19 protein-coding genes and 3 pseudogenes are annotated in these 20,417 nt (G+C 71.1%); 12 read left to right on the top strand and 10 right to left on the bottom strand.

The features are described from left to right. The first annotated feature begins 28 nt into the window (after window positions 1-28). The 3 genes from OG897_RS40775 (at window position 29) to OG897_RS06675 (ending at window position 2,392) form a co-directional block, all read left to right on the top strand. The gene (locus OG897_RS40775; RefSeq protein WP_323187993.1) at window positions 29-313 is read left to right on the top strand and encodes a DUF397 domain-containing protein; all 285 of its coding nucleotides are present in this window, start codon (window positions 29-31) and stop codon (window positions 311-313) included. 266 nt (window positions 314-579) lie between these two features. Beyond that, window positions 580-1,101 carry a DUF937 domain-containing protein gene (locus tag OG897_RS06680; RefSeq protein WP_266653803.1) on the top strand — a complete coding sequence of 174 codons (522 nt, stop codon included), beginning with the start codon at window positions 580-582 and terminating at the stop codon, window positions 1,099-1,101. 169 nt (window positions 1,102-1,270) lie between these two features. After that, a complete protein-coding gene (locus OG897_RS06675; protein WP_266653801.1) occupies window positions 1,271-2,392 on the top strand; it encodes a hypothetical protein in 1,122 nt (373 codons plus the stop codon). Between the two features lie 91 nt (window positions 2,393-2,483). On the opposite strand, the gene OG897_RS06670 is transcribed toward OG897_RS06675, so the two are convergent. From OG897_RS06670 to OG897_RS06655, 4 genes are all read right to left on the bottom strand, one after another. After that, window positions 2,484-3,323 (bottom strand): sugar phosphate isomerase/epimerase, encoded by an 840-nt coding sequence (locus OG897_RS06670; RefSeq protein ID WP_266653799.1) that lies wholly within the window; start codon window positions 3,321-3,323, stop codon window positions 2,484-2,486. Further along, complete coding sequence (locus OG897_RS06665; RefSeq protein ID WP_266653797.1) at window positions 3,320-4,489, bottom strand: dihydrodipicolinate synthase family protein; 1,170 nt, start codon at window positions 4,487-4,489, stop codon at window positions 3,320-3,322. The genes OG897_RS06670 and OG897_RS06665 overlap by 4 nt, the downstream gene beginning before the upstream one ends. After that, on the bottom strand, window positions 4,486-4,611 hold the full coding sequence (locus tag OG897_RS06660) for a hypothetical protein (protein ID WP_266653795.1): 126 nt from the start codon (window positions 4,609-4,611) through the stop codon (window positions 4,486-4,488). Before OG897_RS06660 ends, OG897_RS06665 begins: the two co-directional genes overlap by 4 nt. 109 nt (window positions 4,612-4,720) lie before the next feature. Further along, window positions 4,721-5,872, bottom strand: coding sequence for a Gfo/Idh/MocA family protein (locus tag OG897_RS06655; RefSeq protein WP_266653793.1), 1,152 nt, complete (start codon window positions 5,870-5,872; stop codon window positions 4,721-4,723). Window positions 5,873-6,167: 295 nt separating this feature from the next. Here OG897_RS06655 and OG897_RS06650 point away from each other — a divergent pair, with 295 nt between their 5' ends. Together OG897_RS06650 and OG897_RS06645 are read left to right on the top strand one after the other, a co-directional pair. Further along, window positions 6,168-7,301 (top strand): LacI family DNA-binding transcriptional regulator, encoded by a 1,134-nt coding sequence (locus tag OG897_RS06650; protein ID WP_266653791.1) that lies wholly within the window; start codon window positions 6,168-6,170, stop codon window positions 7,299-7,301. Between the two features lie 85 nt (window positions 7,302-7,386). Beyond that, window positions 7,387-7,917 (top strand): annotated as a pseudogene (locus OG897_RS06645) (TerD family protein); the annotation flags it as partial. A gap of 69 nt (window positions 7,918-7,986) precedes the next feature. On the opposite strand, the gene OG897_RS06640 reads toward OG897_RS06645, so the two are convergent. Then, the gene (locus OG897_RS06640; RefSeq protein WP_266653789.1) at window positions 7,987-8,730 is read right to left on the bottom strand and encodes an SDR family oxidoreductase; all 744 of its coding nucleotides are present in this window, start codon (window positions 8,728-8,730) and stop codon (window positions 7,987-7,989) included. A 307-nt stretch (window positions 8,731-9,037) separates the two neighbouring features. Next, entirely contained in the window at window positions 9,038-9,886 is an 849-nt protein-coding gene (locus tag OG897_RS06635; RefSeq protein ID WP_266653787.1) for an ABC transporter substrate-binding protein, read from the bottom strand. A 185-nt stretch (window positions 9,887-10,071) separates the two neighbouring features. Between OG897_RS06635 and OG897_RS06630 the strand changes: the two genes are divergently transcribed. Beyond that, on the top strand, window positions 10,072-10,854 hold the full coding sequence (locus OG897_RS06630; RefSeq protein WP_323187992.1) for a sugar phosphate isomerase/epimerase family protein: 783 nt from the start codon (window positions 10,072-10,074) through the stop codon (window positions 10,852-10,854). 13 nt (window positions 10,855-10,867) lie between these two features. On the opposite strand, the pseudogene OG897_RS06625 reads toward OG897_RS06630, so the two are convergent. Next, window positions 10,868-11,701, bottom strand: a pseudogene (locus OG897_RS06625) (EamA family transporter); the annotation flags it as partial. A 106-nt stretch (window positions 11,702-11,807) separates the two neighbouring features. Here OG897_RS06625 and OG897_RS06620 point away from each other — a divergent pair. After that, entirely contained in the window at window positions 11,808-12,707 is a 900-nt protein-coding gene (locus OG897_RS06620) for a LysR family transcriptional regulator (RefSeq protein ID WP_266653785.1), read from the top strand. Window positions 12,708-12,758: 51 nt separating this feature from the next. Here OG897_RS06620 and OG897_RS06615 read toward each other — a convergent pair whose 3' ends face one another. After that, complete coding sequence (locus tag OG897_RS06615; protein WP_266653783.1) at window positions 12,759-12,950, bottom strand: hypothetical protein; 192 nt, start codon at window positions 12,948-12,950, stop codon at window positions 12,759-12,761. An 11-nt stretch (window positions 12,951-12,961) separates the two neighbouring features. Beyond that, window positions 12,962-13,288 (bottom strand): annotated as a pseudogene (locus OG897_RS06610) (Scr1 family TA system antitoxin-like transcriptional regulator); the annotation flags it as partial. A gap of 91 nt (window positions 13,289-13,379) precedes the next feature. Here OG897_RS06610 and OG897_RS06605 point away from each other — a divergent pair. From OG897_RS06605 to def, 4 genes are all read left to right on the top strand, one after another. Then, window positions 13,380-13,535, top strand: a complete 156-nt coding sequence (locus OG897_RS06605; RefSeq protein ID WP_266653781.1) for a hypothetical protein — start codon at window positions 13,380-13,382, stop codon at window positions 13,533-13,535. Window positions 13,536-14,083: 548 nt separating this feature from the next. Then, window positions 14,084-15,289 carry a cytochrome P450 gene (locus tag OG897_RS06600; protein WP_266653779.1) on the top strand — a complete coding sequence of 402 codons (1,206 nt, stop codon included), beginning with the start codon at window positions 14,084-14,086 and terminating at the stop codon, window positions 15,287-15,289. Then, entirely contained in the window at window positions 15,286-16,536 is a 1,251-nt protein-coding gene (locus OG897_RS06595; RefSeq protein ID WP_266653777.1) for an MFS transporter, read from the top strand. Before OG897_RS06600 ends, OG897_RS06595 begins: the two co-directional genes overlap by 4 nt. Before the next feature lie 37 nt (window positions 16,537-16,573). Further along, on the top strand, window positions 16,574-17,077 hold the full coding sequence (gene def, locus OG897_RS06590) for a peptide deformylase (RefSeq protein ID WP_266653775.1): 504 nt from the start codon (window positions 16,574-16,576) through the stop codon (window positions 17,075-17,077). Window positions 17,078-17,258: 181 nt separating this feature from the next. Here def and OG897_RS06585 read toward each other — a convergent pair whose 3' ends face one another. Beyond that, window positions 17,259-19,103, bottom strand: coding sequence for a glycoside hydrolase family 3 protein (locus tag OG897_RS06585; protein WP_266653773.1), 1,845 nt, complete (start codon window positions 19,101-19,103; stop codon window positions 17,259-17,261). 722 nt (window positions 19,104-19,825) lie between these two features. Here OG897_RS06585 and OG897_RS06580 point away from each other — a divergent pair. After that, window positions 19,826-20,416 carry a hypothetical protein gene (locus OG897_RS06580; protein WP_266656613.1) on the top strand — a complete coding sequence of 197 codons (591 nt, stop codon included), beginning with the start codon at window positions 19,826-19,828 and terminating at the stop codon, window positions 20,414-20,416. Window position 20,417 lies beyond the last annotated feature (1 nt).

Below are 20,417 nucleotides of genomic sequence, written 5' to 3'. Positions count from 1 at the left end.
CGCCGGGGTACGACAGTGCGGACGGGCTGTGGACAACTCCCGGAGCGGTGGCGATCAGGGCGAGTGCCTGGAAGTGGCGCGTGGGTACGGCGACGTGCCGGTGCGGGCCAGCATGGGCGTGACCGGACCGGCCGTGCGCTTCACCGCCGAGGGGTGGTCGTCCTTCGTGGGGGCCGTGAAGGGCGGATTCGCCGCCGCCCGACGTGCGGGGCCCTCAAGCGGCGAGGGCCCTGCCCTCCTCGGCACCCTTGTCAGCCTTGGAGCAGGTCCTTGGCGGTGGCCTGGTGCCGGGGCCGCGGACTCATCGTCATGACGAACTGGCCTTCGCTGATCTCGGGATGGGTGAATCCGGCGGGCCGGAGCGAGAAGCCTCCTGTGCACAAGCCGAGGGGCCCGGTCCGTCGACCGGGCCCCTCGGAGTCCCCCCTTGTCAGGTCTCCCCCGAATCCCCCCGGATTCCCCCGGAAGTCCTGATGCCACGTATGACCCGCGAAGGGGGCGGAGGGTTGTACGGGAGCGGGGTTTTCTTTGGGTGGTCATAAGGTGCCGACATTTGGGTGCAGACGTAGCGTTTCCGGTATGAACGACGACTCCTTTCAGCAGGAAGTGCTCAGCGAGCTGGGCGACGAACGGCTCACTGAGATCGCCGGGCTGCTCGGCACGGATGCGGCGGGCGCCCAGAGCGTGGTCGCGTCCACGGCGGACGCCTTTGCGGGCGGGCTCGCGGAGAAGGCCGAGAACGCGACTCCGGAGGAGGCCGAAGAGGTGCGGACGGCCCTTGCGGAGGCCGCTGATCCGCCCCTTCAGGGGGTGGCGACGCTCGGCGGGGGGCTGGGTGGGCTGGTCGGCGGCGGGATGATGGCCGGGATGCTCGGGAAGATGGCCAAGCCGGTGGCCAATGCCGTGGCGAAGAAGACCGGGCTGCCTGCGGCGAGCGTCACCCGAGCCATCGAGATCGCACTGCCGGTGGTGCTGGCGGTCCTGACGAAGCGGGCCACGGAGAAGAGGAATCCGGGGGCGGCGGGGGCTGCTCCGGCCGGGAGTGCGGGCGGCGGACTCGGGGACCTGCTGGGGCAGGTGCTGGGCGGCGGGAAGAAGTAGTGCCGCAGGGCGGGACACAGAAGGAGTAGTGCGACCGTTCGTTCGGTGGCCCGCTCGGTGCGTCTCTTTCTGTGATCATGCGCTTTGTGCGCAAATGTCCCCTGTGACGCATCCAGCCATTCCAGTCAGACGGCACCGGGCACGACGTGCGGCGGTGGGTGCGGCCACGGTGGCCGCGACCTTCACCCTGGTCGCTGTGAACCCGTTCGCCGGGAGCGGGCCGGGCGCTGCGGCTCTGGGCGCTGCGCGTGCCCTGTCGATCGCGGCGCCCCACCAGGACCAGGGCGCCGACGCGACGCTGGTCCGCCTGAATTTCCCGACCGTCGCGCCGCTCGGGCTGACCGCCTTCTCCGGCCGCTACGGCACCTCGCAGTCCGAGGGCGTTCCCGCCGAGGACGCGGGCGACTTCTCCGACCCGGACGGCGTGCTGCGGCACGTCACGATCCGGGGCACCGAGGTGAGCCGGACCTCCAGCCAGTCCGGAAAGGCTTACGCACAGGCCCAGTTGACGGCGCTCGACCTCACGCTCGGCACCCAGCGGAGCTTCCTGACCATCGCCCGCTCCCCCTCCGCGCCCGGTGGTTCGGTGAGCAGCCTGGACACGTACGCGGAGTGCGTGCCACCTCCGGTGGGCCCCTTCGCGCTCGCGTACGCGAGGACCGCGGCGGGCGTGATCGAGGCGTTCGGCCGACAGATTCCGGTGGGCACGACGACCCTGGACGTCTCCGGTGCGGACCTGGGCCGCCCGGCCGAGCTCGGGCCGAGCACGGTGACCATCACCTACCAGCCGTACCAGGATCCGCCGGGCGCCGCGGCGTCCCGGGTCGGCACGGCGCGGGCGGGCGTGGACATCACCGCCGACGCCGTGCTGAAGAACAAGGCGGGCGCGACCGTGTACACCGGGCAGGTATTGGATCTGCGCCTCGGCGACGTACTCGCACACTGCGTCCCCGAGCCGACGCCGACACCCACGCCGACTCCTACCCCAACGCCGACCCCCACGCCCACCCCGACTCCTACCCCAACGCCGACCCCCACGCCCACCCCGACGCCGACCCCGACCCCCACCCCCACGCCGACCCCCACCCCGACGCCGACCCCGACCCATTCCGGCAAGCCCACTGACGGCGGCAAGCCCCACGGGGGCGGCGGGCACGGCGGCGGAGGCGGGGGCCTCGCGCACACCGGCGCGGACACCGCAGGCCCCCTGCTGCCGGTCGCGGGCGTTCTCGTCGCCATGGGCGCCTTGTTGCTCTGGACGATCCGCCGGACGACGACGCCCCGCCACTGATTCCCGCACCGCCACTGAGCGGACCGCACGAGGCCCTGACGTCCGCAAGACGGCGCACGTCAGGGCCTCTGGGCGTTCGATTCGGCGTTCGCTACTCCAGCACGTGCTGCCGGTACCGCTCCACGATCTCCGTCAGGACCTCCGGGCCGGGGCGGGCCCACAGGGACTCGTTGAAGATCTCGACCTCGATCGGGCCGGTGAAGCCCGTCGCGTCGACCATGGACCGGAAGGCCCGCAGGTCGATGCTGCCGTCGCCCAGTTTGCCCCTGCCCAGGAGGACTCCTGCTGGGAGTGGGGTGATCCAGTCCGCGACCTGGAAGGAGTGGATGCGGCCGGTCGCGCCCGCCCGCGCGATCTGCGCGGGGGCCTGGTCGTCCCACCAGACGTGGTAGGTGTCGACCACCACTCCGACGTGGGAGGCGGGGAAGCGTTCCGCCAGATCCAGGGCCTGACCCAGGGTCGACACCACGCAGCGGTCCGAGGCGAACATCGGGTGGAGGGGTTCGATGGCGAGGCGGACACCGCACGCGAAGGCGTACGGGGCCAGGATCGCGAGCGCGTCGGCTATGCGTTCGCGGGCGGCAGCCAAGTCCCGCGCGCCGGGCGGGAGTCCGCCGGAGACCAGGACCAGGGTGTCCGTGCCCAGGGTGGCCGCCTCGTCGATGGCGAGGCGGTTGTCGTCGAGGGCTGCGGTGCGCAGTTCCGGGTCGGTGGCCGTGAGGAAACCGCCCCGGCACAGGCTCGTCACCGAGAGCCCGGCGTCCCGCATCAGCTTGGCCGCGCGCTCGACTCCGTACTCCTGGACGGGGGACCGCCAGAGGCCGACCCGGGAGATTCCGGCCGAGGTGCAGCCCTCGGCCAGCTCCTCCAACGACCATTGCTTGATGGTTTCTTGATTGATGCTCAGGCGGGACGGGGATGCGGCGGTCACTGGGGGACTCCGTGGACGGTGAGCAGGGCGCGCATGCGGGACGCGGCCAGGGCGGGGTCCGGGAACAGGCCCACCCCGTCGGCCAGTTCGTAGGCGCGGGCCAGGTGCGGGAGGGAGCGGGCCGACTGGAGGCCGCCGACCATCGTGAAGTGGGACTGGTGGCCCGCCAGCCAGGCGAGCAGGACGACGCCCGTCTTGTAGAAGCGGGTGGGGGGCTGGAAGAGGTGGCGGGAGAGGGCGACGGTGGGGTCGAGGAGCTTGCGGAAGGCCGCCGCGTCGCCCGTGTCGAGGACGCGGACCGCTTCGGCGGCCAGTGGGCCGAGCGGGTCGAAGATGCCCAACAGGGCGTGGGAGAAGCCCTGTTCGTCGCCCGCGATCAGTTCGGGGTAGTGGAAGTCGTCGCCCGTGTAACAGCGCACGCCCTCCGGCAGGCGGCGGCGCAGATCGATCTCGCGCTGGGCGTCGAGGAGCGACACCTTGATGCCGTCGACCTTGTCGGGGTGGGCGGCGATGACCTGAAGGAAGGTCTCGGTCGCCGCGTCCAGGTCGCGGGAGCCCCAGTAGCCGTCCAGGGCCGGGTCGAACATCGGGCCCAGCCAGTGCAGGACGACCGGTTCCGTGGCCTGGCGGACGAGGTGGCCGTAGGTGGCGAGGTAGTCCTCGGGGCCGCGAGCCGCCGCCGCGAGGGCGCGGGAGGCCATCAGGACGGCCTGGGAGCCGGTCGACTCGACGAGGGCGAGCTGTTCCTCGTAGGCGGCCGTCACCGTCGCCAGGTCATGTGCGCCTGGGGGGAGTTGGTCGGTACCGACGCCGCACGCTATCGCGCCGCCCACCGACTTCGCCTCGGCGGCCGAGCGGCGGATCAGCTCCGCCGCCCCCGCCCAGTCCAGGCCCATGCCGCGCTGCGCGGTGTCCATGGCCTCGGCGACTCCGAGGCCGTGCGACCACAGGTGACGGCGGAACGCGAGGGTGGCGTCCCAGTCGACGGCCGCCGGAGCGTCGGGGGACGTGTCCGCGTAGGGGTCGGCGACCACGTGGGCTGCGGAGAAGACCGTACGGGAGACGAGGGGGGCGCGCCCGGCGACGTGTGAGGACGGCTCGGTGCGGGGGGTGTGGGTGTACGTTCCGCCGCCCGCGACGGGGAGGGTGAGAGTGAGGGTGCTCACGGGATCAGCTCCGAGGTGTCGTAACGGCGGTCGCCGGGCGCGGACTTGGGCGAGAATCGGGGGGCCGAGGCGGGGAACGGCGCGTCGCCCGGCACCGACCGGGTCAGGTTCCGCGCGCTCACGGGGTCAGCTCCGGAGCATCGCGACGGCGGGACCCGGCCGAGGCCCCGGCGCGCGGGGAACATGCGTCCCCGGTCTCGCCCCCGCCCGCCACCGGCAGGATCAGCGCGCTCACAGGGTCAGCTCCGGGACGTCGTAACGGCGGCCCTCCGCCGAGGACTTGAGGCCCAGCTCGGCGAGCTGGACGCCGCGTGCGCCCGCGAGGAGGTCCCAGGTGTACGGCTCGTCGAGGACGACGTGGCGCAGGAACAGCTCCCACTGCGCCTTGAAGCCGTTGTCGAAGGCCGCGTTGTCGGGGACTTCCTGCCACTGGTCGCGGAAGGACTCGGTGACCGGGAGGTCGGGGTTCCAGACCGGCTTGGGGGTCGAAGAGCGGTGCTGGACACGGCAGTTGCGCAGCCCGGCCACGGCGGAGCCATGGGTGCCGTCGACCTGGAACTCGACCAGTTCGTCGCGGTTGACACGGACCGACCAGGAGGAGTTGATCTGGGCGATCGCGCCGCCCTGAAGCTGGAAGATGCCGTACGCGGAGTCGTCGGCGGTCGCGTCGTACGGCTTGCCGTGCTCGTCCCAGCGCTGCGGGACGTGCGTGGCGACCTGGGCGGTGACGGAGGTGACGCGGCCGAAGAGTTCGTGCAGGACGTACTCCCAGTGCGGGAACATGTCGACGACGATGCCGCCGCCGTCCTCCGAGCGGTAGTTCCAGGAAGGGCGCTGCGCTTCCTGCCAGTCGCCCTCGAAGACCCAGTAGCCGAACTCGCCCCGTACGGACAGGATTTCGCCGAAGAAGCCGCCGTCGATGAGGCGCTTCAGCTTCAGCAGGCCGGGGAGGAAGATCTTGTCCTGGACGACGCCGTGCTTGATCCCGGCGGCGCGGGCGAGCCGGACCAGTTCCAGCGCGCCTTCGACGCCCGTGGCGGTCGGCTTCTCGGTGTAGAGGTGCTTGCCCGCGGCTATCGCCTGCTTGAGGGCGTCCTCGCGGGCCGAGGTGACCTGGGCGTCGAAGTAGATGTCGATGGACTCGTCGGCGAGTACGGCTTCGAGGTCCGTGGACCACTCCTCGATGCCGTGCCGCTCGGCTATCGCCTTCAGGGCGTGTTCGCGGCGGCCGACGAGGACGGGCTCGGGCCACAGGACGGTGCCGTCGCCGAGGTCGAGTCCGCCCTGCTCGCGGATCGCGAGGACGGACCGTACGAGGTGCTGGCGGTAGCCCATGCGTCCGGTCACGCCGTTCATGGCGATCCGCACTGTCTTGCGTGTCACGTCAGTCCCCAGATCCTCTTCGTACGGCCGCCACGCGCTCGCGGCCATTGCCGTTTGTGCCGCTCATGGCGCTGAGAGAGCGCGCAGGAAGCACGTAGAAAGCACGCCGAAAACAGGTAGAAAGCGCTTTCTATGCGCTACGAGCCAAGAAGCTAACCTGTGCACGGCAGTGCGACAAGCCCCGGAGGCCGACCAGATGACCCCGGCGACCAGACGCACGGAGACCGGCCGGAAACCCGACGAAGACCGGGTGAACACCGGACGCAGACGAACGAAGGCGGATGAGGGCGGCGCGATGACAGTGACGTTGGCGGACGTGGCGGAGCACGCCCAGGTGTCCCCGGCCACCGTGTCCCGGGTGCTGAACGGCAATTACCCGGTGGCGGCGGCCACGCGCGAGCGCGTGCTGCGGGCGGTGGCCGAGCTGGACTACGTGGTGAACGGGCCCGCCAGCGCGCTGGCCGCCGCGACGTCCGACCTGGTCGGCATCCTGGTCAACGACATCGCGGACCCGTTCTTCGGGATCATGGCGGGCGCGGCCCAGGCGCACATCAACACGCCGCCCGCCGGAGCCGACGGCTCCGGCGCCGCCACCGCTCCCGTCCGTACGAACGCGGAGCGCCTCGCCGTCGTCTGCAACACCGGCGGCTCCCCCGCCCGCGAGCTCACCTACCTCACCCTCCTCCAGCGCCAGCGCGCGGCGGCCGTCATCCTGACCGGCGGCGCGATCGAGGACCCGGAGCACTCGGCGGCGGTCGCGGCGAAGCTCGCCAGGCTGGCGGCGGGGGGCACGCGCATCGTCCTGTGCGGGCGGCCCGCGCTCCCCCCGGCCGAGGGGGCGGCGGTCTCCGCCACGCTCTCCTTCGACAACCGCTCCGGAGCGCGCCGCCTCACCGAGCACCTGCTCTCCCTCGGCCACCGCCGGATCGGTTACGTCGCCGGGCCCGCCGAGCGCACCACGACGCGGCACCGCCTGGAGGGGCACCGGGAGGCCCTCTCCGCGGCGGGCGTCGAGGACGATCCGGCGCTCACGCTGCACGGGTCCTACGACCGGGCCACCGGCCGGGAGCGCGCCGAGCAACTCCTCACCCTGGCACCGGACTTGACTGCCGTCGTGGCCGCAAACGACACCATCGCGCTCGGGGTCTGCGCGGCGGCGCGGGAGCGGGGGCTGCGCATCCCCGACGACCTCTCGGTGGCCGGTTTCGACGACCTGCCGTCGGCGACGGACACCGTCCCGGCACTGACGACCGTACGACTGCCGTTGTATGAGGCGGGGGCGCGGGCGGGGGTGCTGGCGAGCGGGGCGGGCGGGGCCGGTGGGACCGGTGGGGTGGAGGAGGTTGCGGCGGAGCTGGTGGTGAGGGGGTCGACGGGGGCGGTGCGCGAGCACGGTCGCACAAAGGGGATAAAGCGGCATTCCGCTTGAGAGGACCCTTCCACCACTCCATTCTTTTCCTCATGACCTTCACCCCTTCCTCTCGGCCTTCCTCTCGGCCTTCCGCCCGCACGCGCCGCAGGTCATGCCGAGGGGCGGGGTGATGGACCTGCCCGCGCTGCGGGCGGGGACTCCGCTCGCGGTGACCGCCACGTGGGGCTCGCGCACGGTGTGCGGGATCGATGTCGTCGCCTTCGTGCTGGACGAGGACGAACAGGTCGCGTTCGACGAGGACTTCGTCTATCTCGGGGCGCCGGAGAACCCTGCGGGAACCGTGCGGCTGCTCACCGACGGGCCCACCGAGCAGACCGTCGCCGCCGATCTCGCCGCCCTCCCGCCGTCCGCCGCCCGGGTGGTCGTGGCGGCCGCCGTCGACGGCGACGCGACCTTCGGCGACGTGGGCCCGCTCCAGATCGCGGCGTCACTGGGCGGCGGCGAGGCGACGCTCGCCCGGGCCACTCTGGACGCCGCGACCACCGAACGGACCCTGCTGCTCGGCGAGTTCTACCGGCGGGCGGGGGCCTGGCGGTTCCGGGCGGTGGGGCAGGGGTACGACCACGGGCTCGACACGCTGGCCCGGGGGTACGGGGTGGACGTCGCCGCGTAGGCGAACGCCCCGAGAGCCCCGGACCTCAACCCCTGGACCTCAAGTCCCCCGGCCCCAAGTCCCCGGAACTCAGCGGCCGCCCGCGATGCGCAGGACCGTGCCCGTTGTGTACGAGGCGTCGGCGGACAGGAGCCAGGCGATGCCCGCCGCGATCTCGGAGGGGGCGGCGGCGCGGCGCAGCGGGATGGCGGGGGCCATGCGGGCGGGGCGGTCCGGGTCGCCCATGGTGACGTGCATGTCGGTGTCGGTCAGGCCGGGGGCGACTCCGTTGACGCGGATGCCGTCGGGGCCGAGCTCCTTGGAGAGGCCGAGGGTGATGGTGTCGACGGCGGCCTTCGAAGCGGCGTAGTGGACGTACTCGCCGGGGCTGCCGATGGTGGCGGCGCCGGAGGACACGTTGACGATGGCGCCCCGGGTGTGGTGGGCGGTCATGTCGCGGACGGCGCGGCGGCAGCAGAGCAGGGTGCCGAGGACGTTGACGTCGAGGACGCGGCGGAGGTCGTCGGTGGGGGCGTCGGCGAGGGAGGTGAGCTTGCCGGTGACGCCCGCGTTGTTGACGAGGTTGGTGAGGGGGCCGAGTTCGGCGGCGACCGTGTCGAAGAGGCGGTCGACGTCGGGTTCGTGGGAGGTGTCCGCCTGGACGACGAGGCAGCGGGCTCCGGTGGCGCGGACGGCTTCGGCGGTTTCCTCGGCGGCGGGCTCGTCCTGGACGTAGGTGAGCGCGATGTCGTGGCCGTCGGCGGCGAGGCGGTGGCAGGCTGCGGCTCCGATGCCTCGGCTGCCGCCGGTGATGAGGGTGATGGGGCGGGGCATGGCAGGGTCTCCTGGGGGTTGGGCGTCGCGCTCCCTGCATGATCCATGAGGTGGGGGTGTGAGATTCGTGCGGGTCCGGTGGGTGGTCGGCGTCACTACCGGGGGCTCCGCCCCCGGACCCCGGCCCGCCTTCGGCGGGGTTTGTGCCCCTGGCCCGCCCCTTCACCTAAAGCGCTCGCCGCGCGGCTGTCCCGTTCGCGTGCGGGTGCGTTGTGGCTGGTCGCGCAGTTCCCCGCGCCCCTAGAGGGGGCCCCGTGGCTGGTCGCGCCCGCGCGGCGGAGCCGCACATAGACACAGCCCCGCGCCCCTAAAGGGGCGCTTCTGCGACGGTGGTGAAGAAGGCTGTGTGGGCTGTTGCGCTTGCCGGGAGTTCTGGGTTCCAAGGGAGGATCTGGACGTCCGGGCCGAGGCGGGACGGGGGGAAGGGGGCCGCGTTGATGCGTGTGTCCGCGAGGACCACGTGGAGGGTGAGGGCGGCCGCGCTTTCCCAGGGCACCGTCGCCCAGTTCACGCCGCCCTCCGGGGGCGGGGACAGGAAGGGAACGCCCAGGGCGGACAGGGCGCGCAGGTCCGGCCAGGCGTGCGGGCGGGCCAGGTGGACGTCCGTGTCGTCGGCCGGGGAGAGCGCGAGGAGCGGCCGGGTGGAGGGGCTGATCAGGGATTTGAGCTTGGCCTGGGCGTCGGCGAGTTCGTGGGCCGCCTCCGGCGGCTCGGTGCTGCCGAGGGTCTCCGCGAGGGCGTGGAAGGATTCCCGTACTTCCGTCAGGGAGCGGCCCTGGCCGATGTCCAGGACGACCGTCGGGATGTGCTCTTCGAGGTGCTTGGCGGTGTCCGGTTCCATGCCGTAGACCGCGCTGCCGCCGTAGCTGACGGCGACGAGCAGGTCGATTCCGGCGGCGAGGACCGCGTCGGGGTCCAGGGCCGGGCCCGCTCCGAAGTACGTGACGTCGGCAAGGGGCAGGCCGCCCGACTTGGCCGGGTCGGGGGTGGGGCCGTCGTGGTAGGAGCCGAAGATTCCGGCGGGGCGCAGACCGTGGTCGTACAGGCTCGCGCCCGCCTGGATGTAGGCGGCGATACGGCGGGGGCGGGTGGGCGCGGTCACCAACTGGCCCCGGGAGTCGGTGAATTGCCACGGCGTGGATGCGGTAGTGGTCATGGCCGTGTCCTGCCCCGTGCGCAGCGGAGCTACGCGGTGCCGGGCGGGGCGGTTCCGGCCGGGCCGAGGGGGTACCGGGAACGGGGGTCGCGCCCGATGATGTGCAGGTCGCGACCCGCGCATCCGTACGCCGCACACGTACGCAGGAACGTACGCGGGACAGGTACAGAAGGAGTTGTCGCACGGTGAAGGTCGCCTTTTCCACCCTCGGGGTGCCGGGAATGCCCATGTCGGAAGTCGTCGCGCTGGCGGGGGCGTGCGGGTTCCAGGGGGTGGAGCTGCGGGCGCACCCGGAGGAGCCGGTGCATCCGGGGATCGGGAAGAAGGAGCGGGCGGAGGTCGTGGAGACGTTCGCGGCGGGCGGGATCGAGATCCTGACCGTCGCCGGGTACGCGCAGGTGGCCGCCCCCGGTGAGGACGGGCCCGTACTGGAGGAGATCCGGGGGCTGTTGGAGCTGGCGCGGGACGTCGGGGCGTCGTACGTACGGGTGTTTCCGGGGGCCGGGGACGACGTCGAGGGCGGGGACGGGCGGGCCGCCAGGCGGCTCGGTGCGGCGGCGGAGATCGCCGACGAGTACGGCGTACGCGTCCTGCTGGAGACGCACGACTCGCACCGCAGGGGCGTGGACGCGGCCCGGGTGGTCGCCGCCGTCGGGCACAAGGACGTCGGCGTGCTGTGGGACGTCATGCACACGTGGCTCGGCGGCGAGGACCCCGTCACCTCGTTCGGGGTGCTCGCCCCGCACCTCGGCTACGTACAGGTGAAGGACATCGCGTCGGCGGACGACACCACTCCGCTCGCGCTGGGGAGTGGAGTGCTGCCGCTGGACGCGTGCCTGGCGCAGCTCAGTGGGGCTGATGTGTGGGTGTGCTGGGAGTACGAGAAGCGGTGGTATCCGCAGGCGGCGGAGCTGCCGGGCCTGCTGGTGGCGGGACGGGAGTACCTGGCGTCGCGGGCTTCCTCGTGAACCGGAACTGGGCGAGGGCCACCCCGCCCACCAGCAGCGCAGCCGCGACCCAGCGCAACCCGCTGGCCTGCTCGTCGAGCAGCAGAGCCGCCGACGTCATGCCGAAGACGGGCACGAGGAGCGTGAAGGGGGCGACGGAGGAGGCGGGGTGGCGGCTCAGCAGGAAGCCCCACGCCCCGAAGCCGAAGACGGTGACGACCCAGGCGACGTAGAGGATGATCCCGACGCCCGTCCAGTCGAGGGCGGCGAGCGCCGCCACGTCGCGGTCCCAGCCCTCGAAGAGGAGGGAGAGGGCGAGGAGGGGGAGGACGGGGACGGTGGAGACCCAGACCATGAAGTTCAGGGGGTCGGGGGCGGCGGCCCTGCGGGTGAGGACGTTGGAGACGCCCCAGCAGGCGGCGGCAGCGATGACGAGGACGAAGGCGAGGACGGGTCCGCTCGCACCCTCGTCGTAGGCGGCGACGCCGATGCCCGCGAGGGCCACCAGCATTCCCGCCTGCCGGGTACGGGTGAGGCGCTCCCCCAGCGTCGCCATGGCGATGACGGCGGTGAAGACGGCCTGCACCTGGAGGACGAGGGAGGAGAGCCCGGCGGGCATCCCCTGGTCCATCCCGACGAAGAGCAGCCCGAACTTGCCGACGCCCAGGGCGAGTCCGACCCCGATGATCCACTTCCACGCCACCTTCGGGCGGCCGATGAAGAAGACGGCGGGGAGGGCGGCGGCGAGGAAACGGAGGGCGGAGAAGAGAAGCGGCGGGAAGTGGGAGAGGCCGACCTCGATGACGACGAAGTTGACTCCCCAGACGGCGGCGACGACGACCGCCAAGGCGATGTGCGCGGGGCGCATGGGCACGTGCGAGGGCATGGAGAGAGCGTCGCTTCCGGGGACCCTTTAGCACCAGCACGAGCTTCTTCATGGTGGGATGAAGCACTGCTGACGAAATGAGGCCCTCGTGCTCGATCTCGCCCGGCTGCGCGCACTGCACGCGGTGTCCGTCCACGGGTCGGTGGCGGGCGCCGCGACCGCGCTCGGCTACACCCCCTCCGCCGTCTCGCAGCAGCTCGCGAAGCTGGAGCGCGAGACGCGGACGAAGCTGGTGGAGCGGCGGGGGCGGGGGATCGTCCTGACGGACGAGGCCGTTCAACTGGCTGCGACCGCACAGGAGTTGCTGGCCATCGTCGAGCAGGCGGAGACCACGCTGGAGGAACGGCGGGGGTTGCCGGGCGGGCGGCTGGCGGTGGGGGCGTTCCCGTCGGCGGCGCGGGGGCTGATGCCGGGAGCGCTGGCGGAACTGGCCGCCCTCCACCCGGCGTTGGACGTACGGATGACGGAGGTCGATCCGCATCTGTCGGTGGACCTGGTGGCCAAGGGCGTACTGGACCTGGCGGTCGCCCACGACTGGGACATCGCACCGCTGCCCGCACCGGAGGGCGTCGAGCAGGCGGTGATCGGCGACGACCGCTGCGACCTGCTGGTGCCGGTGGGGCACCGATTCGCGGGGCGTACGGACGTCCGCCGGGAGGAGCTGGCGGCGGAGCGGTGGATCTGCCAGCCGCCGGGGACGGTGTGCCACGACTGGCTGATGCGGACGCTGCGGGAGGCGGGCTACGAGCCGGACATCGCGCACCAGGCGGAGGAGAACCACACCCAGGTGGCGCTGATCGCGGCGGGGCTGGGGATCGCGGTGATCCCCCGGCTGGGGAGGGGGCTCCTGCCGGAGGGAGTGGTGACGGTGCGGCTGGACCCGGTGCCGGTGCGGAGGCTGTACGCGGTGTGGCGGGTGGGGGCGGCCCGGCGCCCGGCGATCCGGGAGGCGGTGCGGGTGCTGCGGGGGCGGTGGGAGGGCGGGTGAGAGTGCGCTCCTCGTGCGGGCGGCTGGGGAGCGGTGGGGGCTCCGCGCTGGTCAGAGGAGGTGGTCGGCCCTGCCCGCCTTGATGTCGAGGATGAGGTTGCGGAGGGCTTCGCGGGTGTCGGTGAGAGGGGTGCCCTCCGCGCCCAGCACAGCGATGTAGCCGTTCCCGGCGTCGTCCGTCCCGAGCCGGAAGCAGCTCGCTCCCTCACCGCAGAACGGTTCTTCCCAGGCGATTTCCGACATGGGCTGTCTCCTCACAGGTCGCGAGCGATGTTGCGGATGAAGTCCCGTGATTTCTCGGGCGCGAGCGCGAGGCGCTCCATCCAGTCCAGGTGTGCACGGCACTGCGCGAGCTGGGCATCCCCATAGGGGAATTCGGGACCGTGCGTACTGTCTATCCGGAGGGTGTCCAGCTGAGGAACCGGCCCCTCGGCGTAGTTCACGGTCTGCCCCGCGCCGGGAAAGGCCCCGGCGCCGAAGGGGATCACCCGCAGCGTGATGTTCTCCCGCTCGGAGAGTACGTTCAGGTGCTCAAGCTGGGCACGGGCCACGTTCCGGCCGCCGAACTGCATCCGCAGCGCCCTCACCTGAGCGCTCCACGCCCACCACCTCGACCAGTACGGCCTGATCCTGGCCCTCGTCGACACCGAATTCATCGCGGTGGCGGGCAAGTTGACCTCCGACGCATACCTGGACGTCTTCCTGCGCCACCACCACAACTCCCTCCGCCTCATCGTCTGGGACCAACACCCGCCCCACACCGACCCCGACGCCACCTCACCGACACGTCGACGCTCGCCGCCCGCCCGCAACTGGACAGGCGCGTAAGCCCCTTGGCGGCTAGGCCCGGACCGACCGGCCATCGACGATCGCGCCAGATCCCCAGGCCCCGGCCCCCGCGACAACCGCAGCAACGCCCTGCGCATTCGCCCGCATACGCCCCGTATTCAGGGGGTGCAAAGAACAATCCGCAGAGCGAATCATTCGGAATGACATTCTTCAGCTGAATCGGTCATTTTGGTGCGCGGGCATCGCGAACAACTGATTTGAGCAACCCTCTGACCGAAACTCGACGATGGAACCCCGTGGACACCCTTGATCGCTCGGTGTAACTTCGTGATCACAAGCGGGGGAAACCTTCAACTCGCCTTACAAAACGGGGGTGGCGGCATGCGTTACAACGACTAATTCTAGTGAGTCACGGACAGATCTATGATCTGAGTCCAGTGACCACCAGCGAGTCTGCGGACAGAGCTCGACTCTGTATCCAGCGACCGCATTTGAGCAGTCGGGCTCGGGGAATCCCGAGCCCGACTCTCTGCGTGCATTCATGCATTAGAGGATGACGTCAAACTTAGAAATTCTGGGGCACAGCGATGACCACTTCGGTGCAGTACAACCCTCTGGACGCTGCGACGCTCGCGGACCCGTACCGGGTCTATGCGGAGTTGCGCTCAACGACTCCGATCTTCTGGCACGACCAGATGGAGTGCTGGGTGCTGACGCGCTACAAGGACTGCCAGTCGGTACTGCTCAACCCCGAGGTGTTCGCCACGGACTGGCGCCGAGCAGGAGAAACCGTCGCCGAGCCCTGGCTGAGCCTGCAGACTCTGGACCCGCCGGAGCATGCCCCGCTCCGCAGCCTGTTCATGAACGCGCTCCGCGGCCGGGACCTGAACGCGATCGGCGCGCGGGGTGAAGCCCTGGTCGACTCCGCGCTCGACAATTTGGGCGACAAGGCCGAATTCGACCTTATCCCCGAAGTCATCGCACCCCTCGCGCTGGCCACCATATCGGACCTGCTGGGCATCCAATGCCCGGAACTGTCCACATTCTCCAACATCTCCGACACCATTGTTCGCAGCATGGACGCGTCACTGGAACCGGATGACAAAACCCGCGCCGAACTGCGTAAACAGGGCATTGAGGCGCGAGCCCAGTTGAGCTCGCTGGTCGAGTCCTGGTTCGAGGCCGACCCCAACCCGGGAATGCTGGCCGACGTAACCAGTAAACGCGATTCCGTAGCGGTTCCGGACCACTTTGTCCGCAATACCGTGCGCGTTGTTTTCCAGTCCGGATACAGCTCGATCGTCTCGGGTGCCGGAAATGCGATGCTCGCGCTGCTACAGCACCCCGAATCAGTGGAAAAGCTGCGCGATCCGGAACTTTTTGCCACCGGGTTCGACGAACTGATGCGGTACGACTGCTCCGTCCAGGGCACCAGCCGTATGGCTACGCGCTCGACCACGATCGGTGACACCGCCATCGAACGCGGCGACGTGGTACTGGTGCTCTTCGGCGCGGCGAACCGCGACCCCGCCCAGTTCCCCCGCCCCGACGAACTGCTTCTGGACCGCAAGCCCAACCAGCACATGGCGTTCGGCCGTGGCCCGCACACCTGCGTCGGCAACCTCTTCACCCAGGTCACCTTGCAGGCGCTGATCAAGAGCGTCCTGCGACGCTCTACCCCGCTGCGGCTGGCCGCGGAACCGGTCCGTCGGCGCACCGCGACCATGCGCTACCTCGACACGCTGCCCGTCACCTTCAGCGCCGAGAACCCGACGGAGCAGACGGCCCGATGACCGCACCCTCGTCCGCACCCGCATCCCGTGTGCGGCGTCTCGTCTCGCGCGCCGTCCCGGCAGCGGGCCCGGTGCGCCAGGTGGCGTTCTCCACCCTCCTGACGACGATGGGTGACGGACTGTTCGTCACCGTCAGCACCCTGTTCTTCACCCGTGTGGTGGGGTTGAGCCTGGTCGAGGTGGGACTCGGCCTCACCATCGCGAGCCTGGCCGGCCTGCTGTTCGCCATACCCCTCGGGCACGTGGCCGACCGGAAGGGCGCGCACCGTGTCCTGTTGATCCTGACCACAGCGGTCATTCCGGCCATACTGTGCTACTTGTGGGTCCGCTCGTTCTGGCTCTTCGTCATCGTCGCCTGCGTAGTGGGAGTGCTGCAGCGAGGCTGCCGGACGGTGCTTCCGGCACTGATCGCGGACATCGCCGCACCCGACGACCGGGTGACCGCCCGTGCTCACCTCCAAGTGGTGACCAACGTCGGAATCTCCGTCGGTGCGGGAGCCGCCGGCATCGCCCTCTTCATCGACACCCGGACCGCGTACCAGGCCCTCGTCGTCGGCGCCGCGCTGATGTACGTCGCCTCGGCGGCAGTCCTGACCCGCCTCCCGAAGGGGCCCGCCGCCGCAGATCACCCCCAACGAGCCCGCATGTCACTGGTGTTGACAGACCTTCCCTTTCTCGCTTTCACCGGGCTCAACGCCCTCCTGGCACTGAACAGCGGGTTGATGGAAATCGCCCTGCCCCTGTGGATCGTCATGCACACCGACGCCCCGGCCTGGATGTTCAGCGCGCTGATCGTCATGAACACCGTGCTGGTCGTGCTCTTCCAACTGAAAACCAGCTCCCGCGGAGACAGTCTGGCCGGCGCGGCACGTTCCTCACGATGGGCCGGACTGTTCCTCGCTGCCACCTGCCTGCTCTACGCGGCAGCCGGCAGTGACGTGGGCGCGCTGCTCGCCGCGGCCATCCTCGTTCTGGCGATGATTGCCCACACCTGGGGCGAGATGCACCAGGTCTCCGGGGAATGGGGACTCAGCTTCAGACTCGCGCCCTCTCACGCGCACGGCCAGTACCAGGGAATGCTGGCCACCGGACGCGCCGCGACCAGCGTGGCTGCCCCGATCCTCCTGATCGCGGTCATCAGCGCGGGAAAGCAGGGATGGCTGGTCCTGGCCGCCCTCTTCGTGCTCTCCGGGCTGCTGGTACCGGCCACGGCACGCTGGGCAGAGCGAGCGGGTAACCGCACCTGAGCGCAGTCGCCCCGAAGCACAGAAAGAAGGTAGACAGGTGGAACAACAGACCCGCACAGGCGAAGTGCACGACATCGTCCTTCGCGGAAACCCTGTCCTGCACCAGCCGTGCCAGCAGGTCGTATCGTTCGACACCGCCCTTGCACAGCTCATCGACGACATGTTCGCCACCATGTACGCAGCGGACGGCGTGGGCCTGGCGGCGAACCAGATCGGTGTACCCCGGCGCGTCTTCGTCTACGACTGCCCGGACACCGACGGACGGCCGCAACGTGGGCACGTCGTGAACCCGGTTCTGCGCTCCATCAACCCCGGCGATCAGCAGATAGCGCACGGCGACGAGGGCTGCCTGTCAGCGCCGGACCGCTTCGCCCTGCTCGCCCGACCGGAATACGCCATTGTGGACGGCGTTGACCTGCACGGCAAGCCCGTCACCGTAGAAGCAACCGGATGGCTCGCTCGTTGCCTGCAGCACGAAACCGACCACCTCAACGGGATTCTCTTCACCGACCGGGTCCATGACACCCAGGACAAGCCGTAGCCAATCCCTAGGGTCCAGGCCCACCCAGGGCTGCCGTCAGTTTCCGGTGGTCGTGCTCGATCCGGGTAGGCGGTCGCGGCGGCGGGTTAAGCCCGTCGGTCGCTCGGGCTTCGACGAAAGGGCGGCATCGGGGTGGCCAGCCGCAGGCGCACCCCGATGCCGATCGACCGCGTGACGCGCGTTAGAAGCAGAGCCCGCGCCCCACCGGGAAGAGCACCTTCAACGGGTCGTCCGCCCGTTGGACCGGCACGGGCAGGCGGCCCGACGGGCGTACCTTCCCCGTGAGCACCCGGGCGGCCGCCCGCATCTCGACGTCCGTCCAGGAATAGGCGGCCAGGTGCGCCCGGACCCCCAGACCCGTCAAGTGGGCGACGTCATAAGGGTTCTGGACCGCGAGGGCGATCACCGGGACGCCCACCGCCACCAGTTCCGCGACCAGCGTCCGCTGCGCGCTCGTCGCCGACACGTTCCGCGTGGCGATGAGCACCGCGTCCGCGCCCGCCCGCGCCGCCGCCACCGCTTCGTCGATCTTGGCGCGGGAGGGGGCCGAGCCGGTCGACAACGCCATTGCCGTGAAGCCCAGTTGGGTGAGGGAGGCGGCGAGGACGGAGGTGGGCGGGCCCGTCGTTCCGGAGGGGGAGGCCGGGTCGACGCCGACGACCAGGACGCGGCGGTGCCTGCGGCGGGAAAGGGGGAGCAGGCCGCCCTCGTTGACGAGGAGCGTCGTCGTCGCGTCCGCGATGCGGTCCGCCGCCGCCAGATGGGAACGGATGCCGACCGTCCGGTCGACGCCCCGGTGGGTGACGTACGGACGGTCGAAGAGGCCCCGGCGGGCCTTGAGGCGGAGGATGCGCAACAGCGACTCGTCGAGGCGGGCTTCGGTCAGCTCGCCGCCCTTGACGGCGGCCAGCACCGCGTTCCAGGCGACCGCCAGGTTGGGCGGGTTGAGGAGCTGGTCGCAGCCCGCCTTCAGCGCGAGGACCGGGACGCGGTCGTCGCCGTACTTCGTGCGTACGCCCTGCATGCCGAGGGAGTCGGTCACCACCACTCCCCCGTAACCGAGTTGCTCGCGCAGGACGCCGGTGAGGATGGGGTGGGAGAGGGTCGCGGGGTCCTCGGCCGGGTCGAGGGACGGGACCACGATGTGCGCCGTCATGATCGAGTCGATCCCGGCGGCTATCGCGGCGCGGAAGGGCGGCGCGTCGAGGGCCTCCCACTCCTGCCGGGTGTGGTCGATGTGCGGGAGCTGGTCGTGGCTGTCGTCCTTGGTGTCGCCGTGGCCGGGGAAGTGCTTGGCGGCGGTGGCGATTCCCGCCCCCTGGTAGCCCTTCACCTGGGCGGCGACGAGGGCCGCGACCGACTCCGGCACCGAGCCGAAGGAGCGGACGCCGATGACCGGGTTGGCGGGGTCGACGTTGACGTCGGCGACGGGGGCGTAGTTCTGGCGGATGCCGAGGGCGAGGAGTTCGCGGCCCGCGATGCGGGCGGCCTCGCGTGCGTCCCGGGTGCCCCGCCGGAAGGCTCCCGCGCCGAGCGCCATGGCCCCCGGCATCAGAGTTGCGGGCTTGCCGACGCGGGCGACGATGCCGTGCTCCTGGTCGGTGGAGATGAGGAGGGGGATGCGGTGGTGTTCGGCCAACCCGGCCTTCTGGATGCCGTTGGAGAGGTCGGCGATCTGGTGCGGGTCGCGGGTGTTGTGCGCCCAGGCGAAGTAGATGATGCCGCCGACGTGGTACTTGGAGATCAGTTCGGCGGCGTTGCGTACGCCCGTCTCCTTGAGGTTCGCGTCGACGTCCGCCTGGTCGGGGGCGGTCGCGGAGTGCCCGTAGACCCGCATCACGAAGAGCTGGCCGACCTTCTCCTCCAGGGTCATGGAGGCGATCAGGCGTCTGAGCCGGGCGTCGGAATGTGCGGAGGGCCGTTCGGCGGCCCCGACGGGAGCGACTCCCGTGACGGCTGCGGCCACTGCGGCGGCGCTCGCGCCCAGCAGGGTGCGGCGGGATGGCGTGAAGGTGCGGATCGGCACGGGGGTACCCCTTCGTGAAGCCCTCGACGGACGCGTCAGTCCTTGACGGAAACTTCCAGCGGGGTCACGCTTCCCTGAAAGTAAGTACCCGTCAAGAGGCGTGCAGGGGTACGGAGTTGGGTCCTGCCGGAGAAGGGGGAGGGGCCGCCACCGGCGCATTCGGAGGGGGGCGCACCGGTGGCGGCGTGTGCTGCTGGCCGCAGGCGGTTGGAGAGGGGAGTCAGCGAACGCAGCCAGCAGCGTGGGCCGACACCGCTCTGCGGAGACTCACCAGCAGTACGGCAGTTGGACGGAGCGGGGCGCGGCTGGGTTCCCGGGATTTCATGGTCCCGGGAAATTGGTACGGGAGTGAGAGCGGGCGCGGGGAGTGACGCGGGAGGCCCGGGGGCCGGGCGGCCGAACTCGGGTGCGAGCAGGGCCCGTCGGCGTGCCCCGTACGACGTAAAAGCCCCCGTGAGCCTGGCGTGCGCCCGCCGCGACGGGCCACTCTGGGCGAAGGTGCAGAGGTATCGGGGGGATGCTGCATGCGCAAGAAGACAGACGCGGTCCGGGCCGGAGGCACCGCAAGGACCTGGGCCACCGCAAGGCCATCGGCCACCGCAAGGGCCGGAGTCACCGCAAGGGCCGGAGCCCCCGCAAGGACCTGGGCCGCCGCAAGGCCATCGGCCACCGCGAGGACCTGGGCCACCGCGAGGCCATGGGTCACCGGATGGGCCGCCGCCCTGCTGGCCGTCACCGCGCTCACCGGCTGTCAGACCGTCTTCGGGGGCGACGACGGCACCGAGGACCCCGGCAGGGCCGTCGACTCGCTGCCCGTCACCCCGTCCGGGTACGGGGCCGTCTTCCTCGACGTCCGCGAGTGCAGCTCGTACGGGAAGACCCCGCGCGAGGTCTCCTGCGGCAGCGAGCGCGCGGCGGCGAAGGTCACCGCCCGCTACAACGGGCAGGCGGGGAACGGCCCTTCGTGCCCGGTCACCACCGACTTCGTCCTGCACATCTCCGAGTCCAGCCCCACCGGTGACGAGAACGGCGACGGCGTCGTCCCGCGCGGCTACGCCTGCATGCGCAACCTCACCGACCCCCACCCGGGCGACCCCGGCGGAGGCGGCGGACCGCACACGATCGTCGGGGACTGCCTGTACATGGCGGGCGGCGGCCGGGTGAAGGAGACCGCGTGCGACGGCTCCGGGGCGCGCTCCCCGGAGTACGAGGTGACCCGCGCGGTCGACACCCGCCCCCAGTGCCCGCCCGCCACCCGGCTGTACGTGCAGCTGGGCGGCGGGAACCCGGTGGGCTGCGCCCGGCCGGTGTGAA

It is taken from the genome of Streptomyces sp. NBC_00237 (assembly GCF_026342435.1).
Taxonomy (GTDB): domain Bacteria; phylum Actinomycetota; class Actinomycetes; order Streptomycetales; family Streptomycetaceae; genus Streptomyces.
This window is presented reverse-complemented; position numbering and strand designations above follow the sequence as displayed.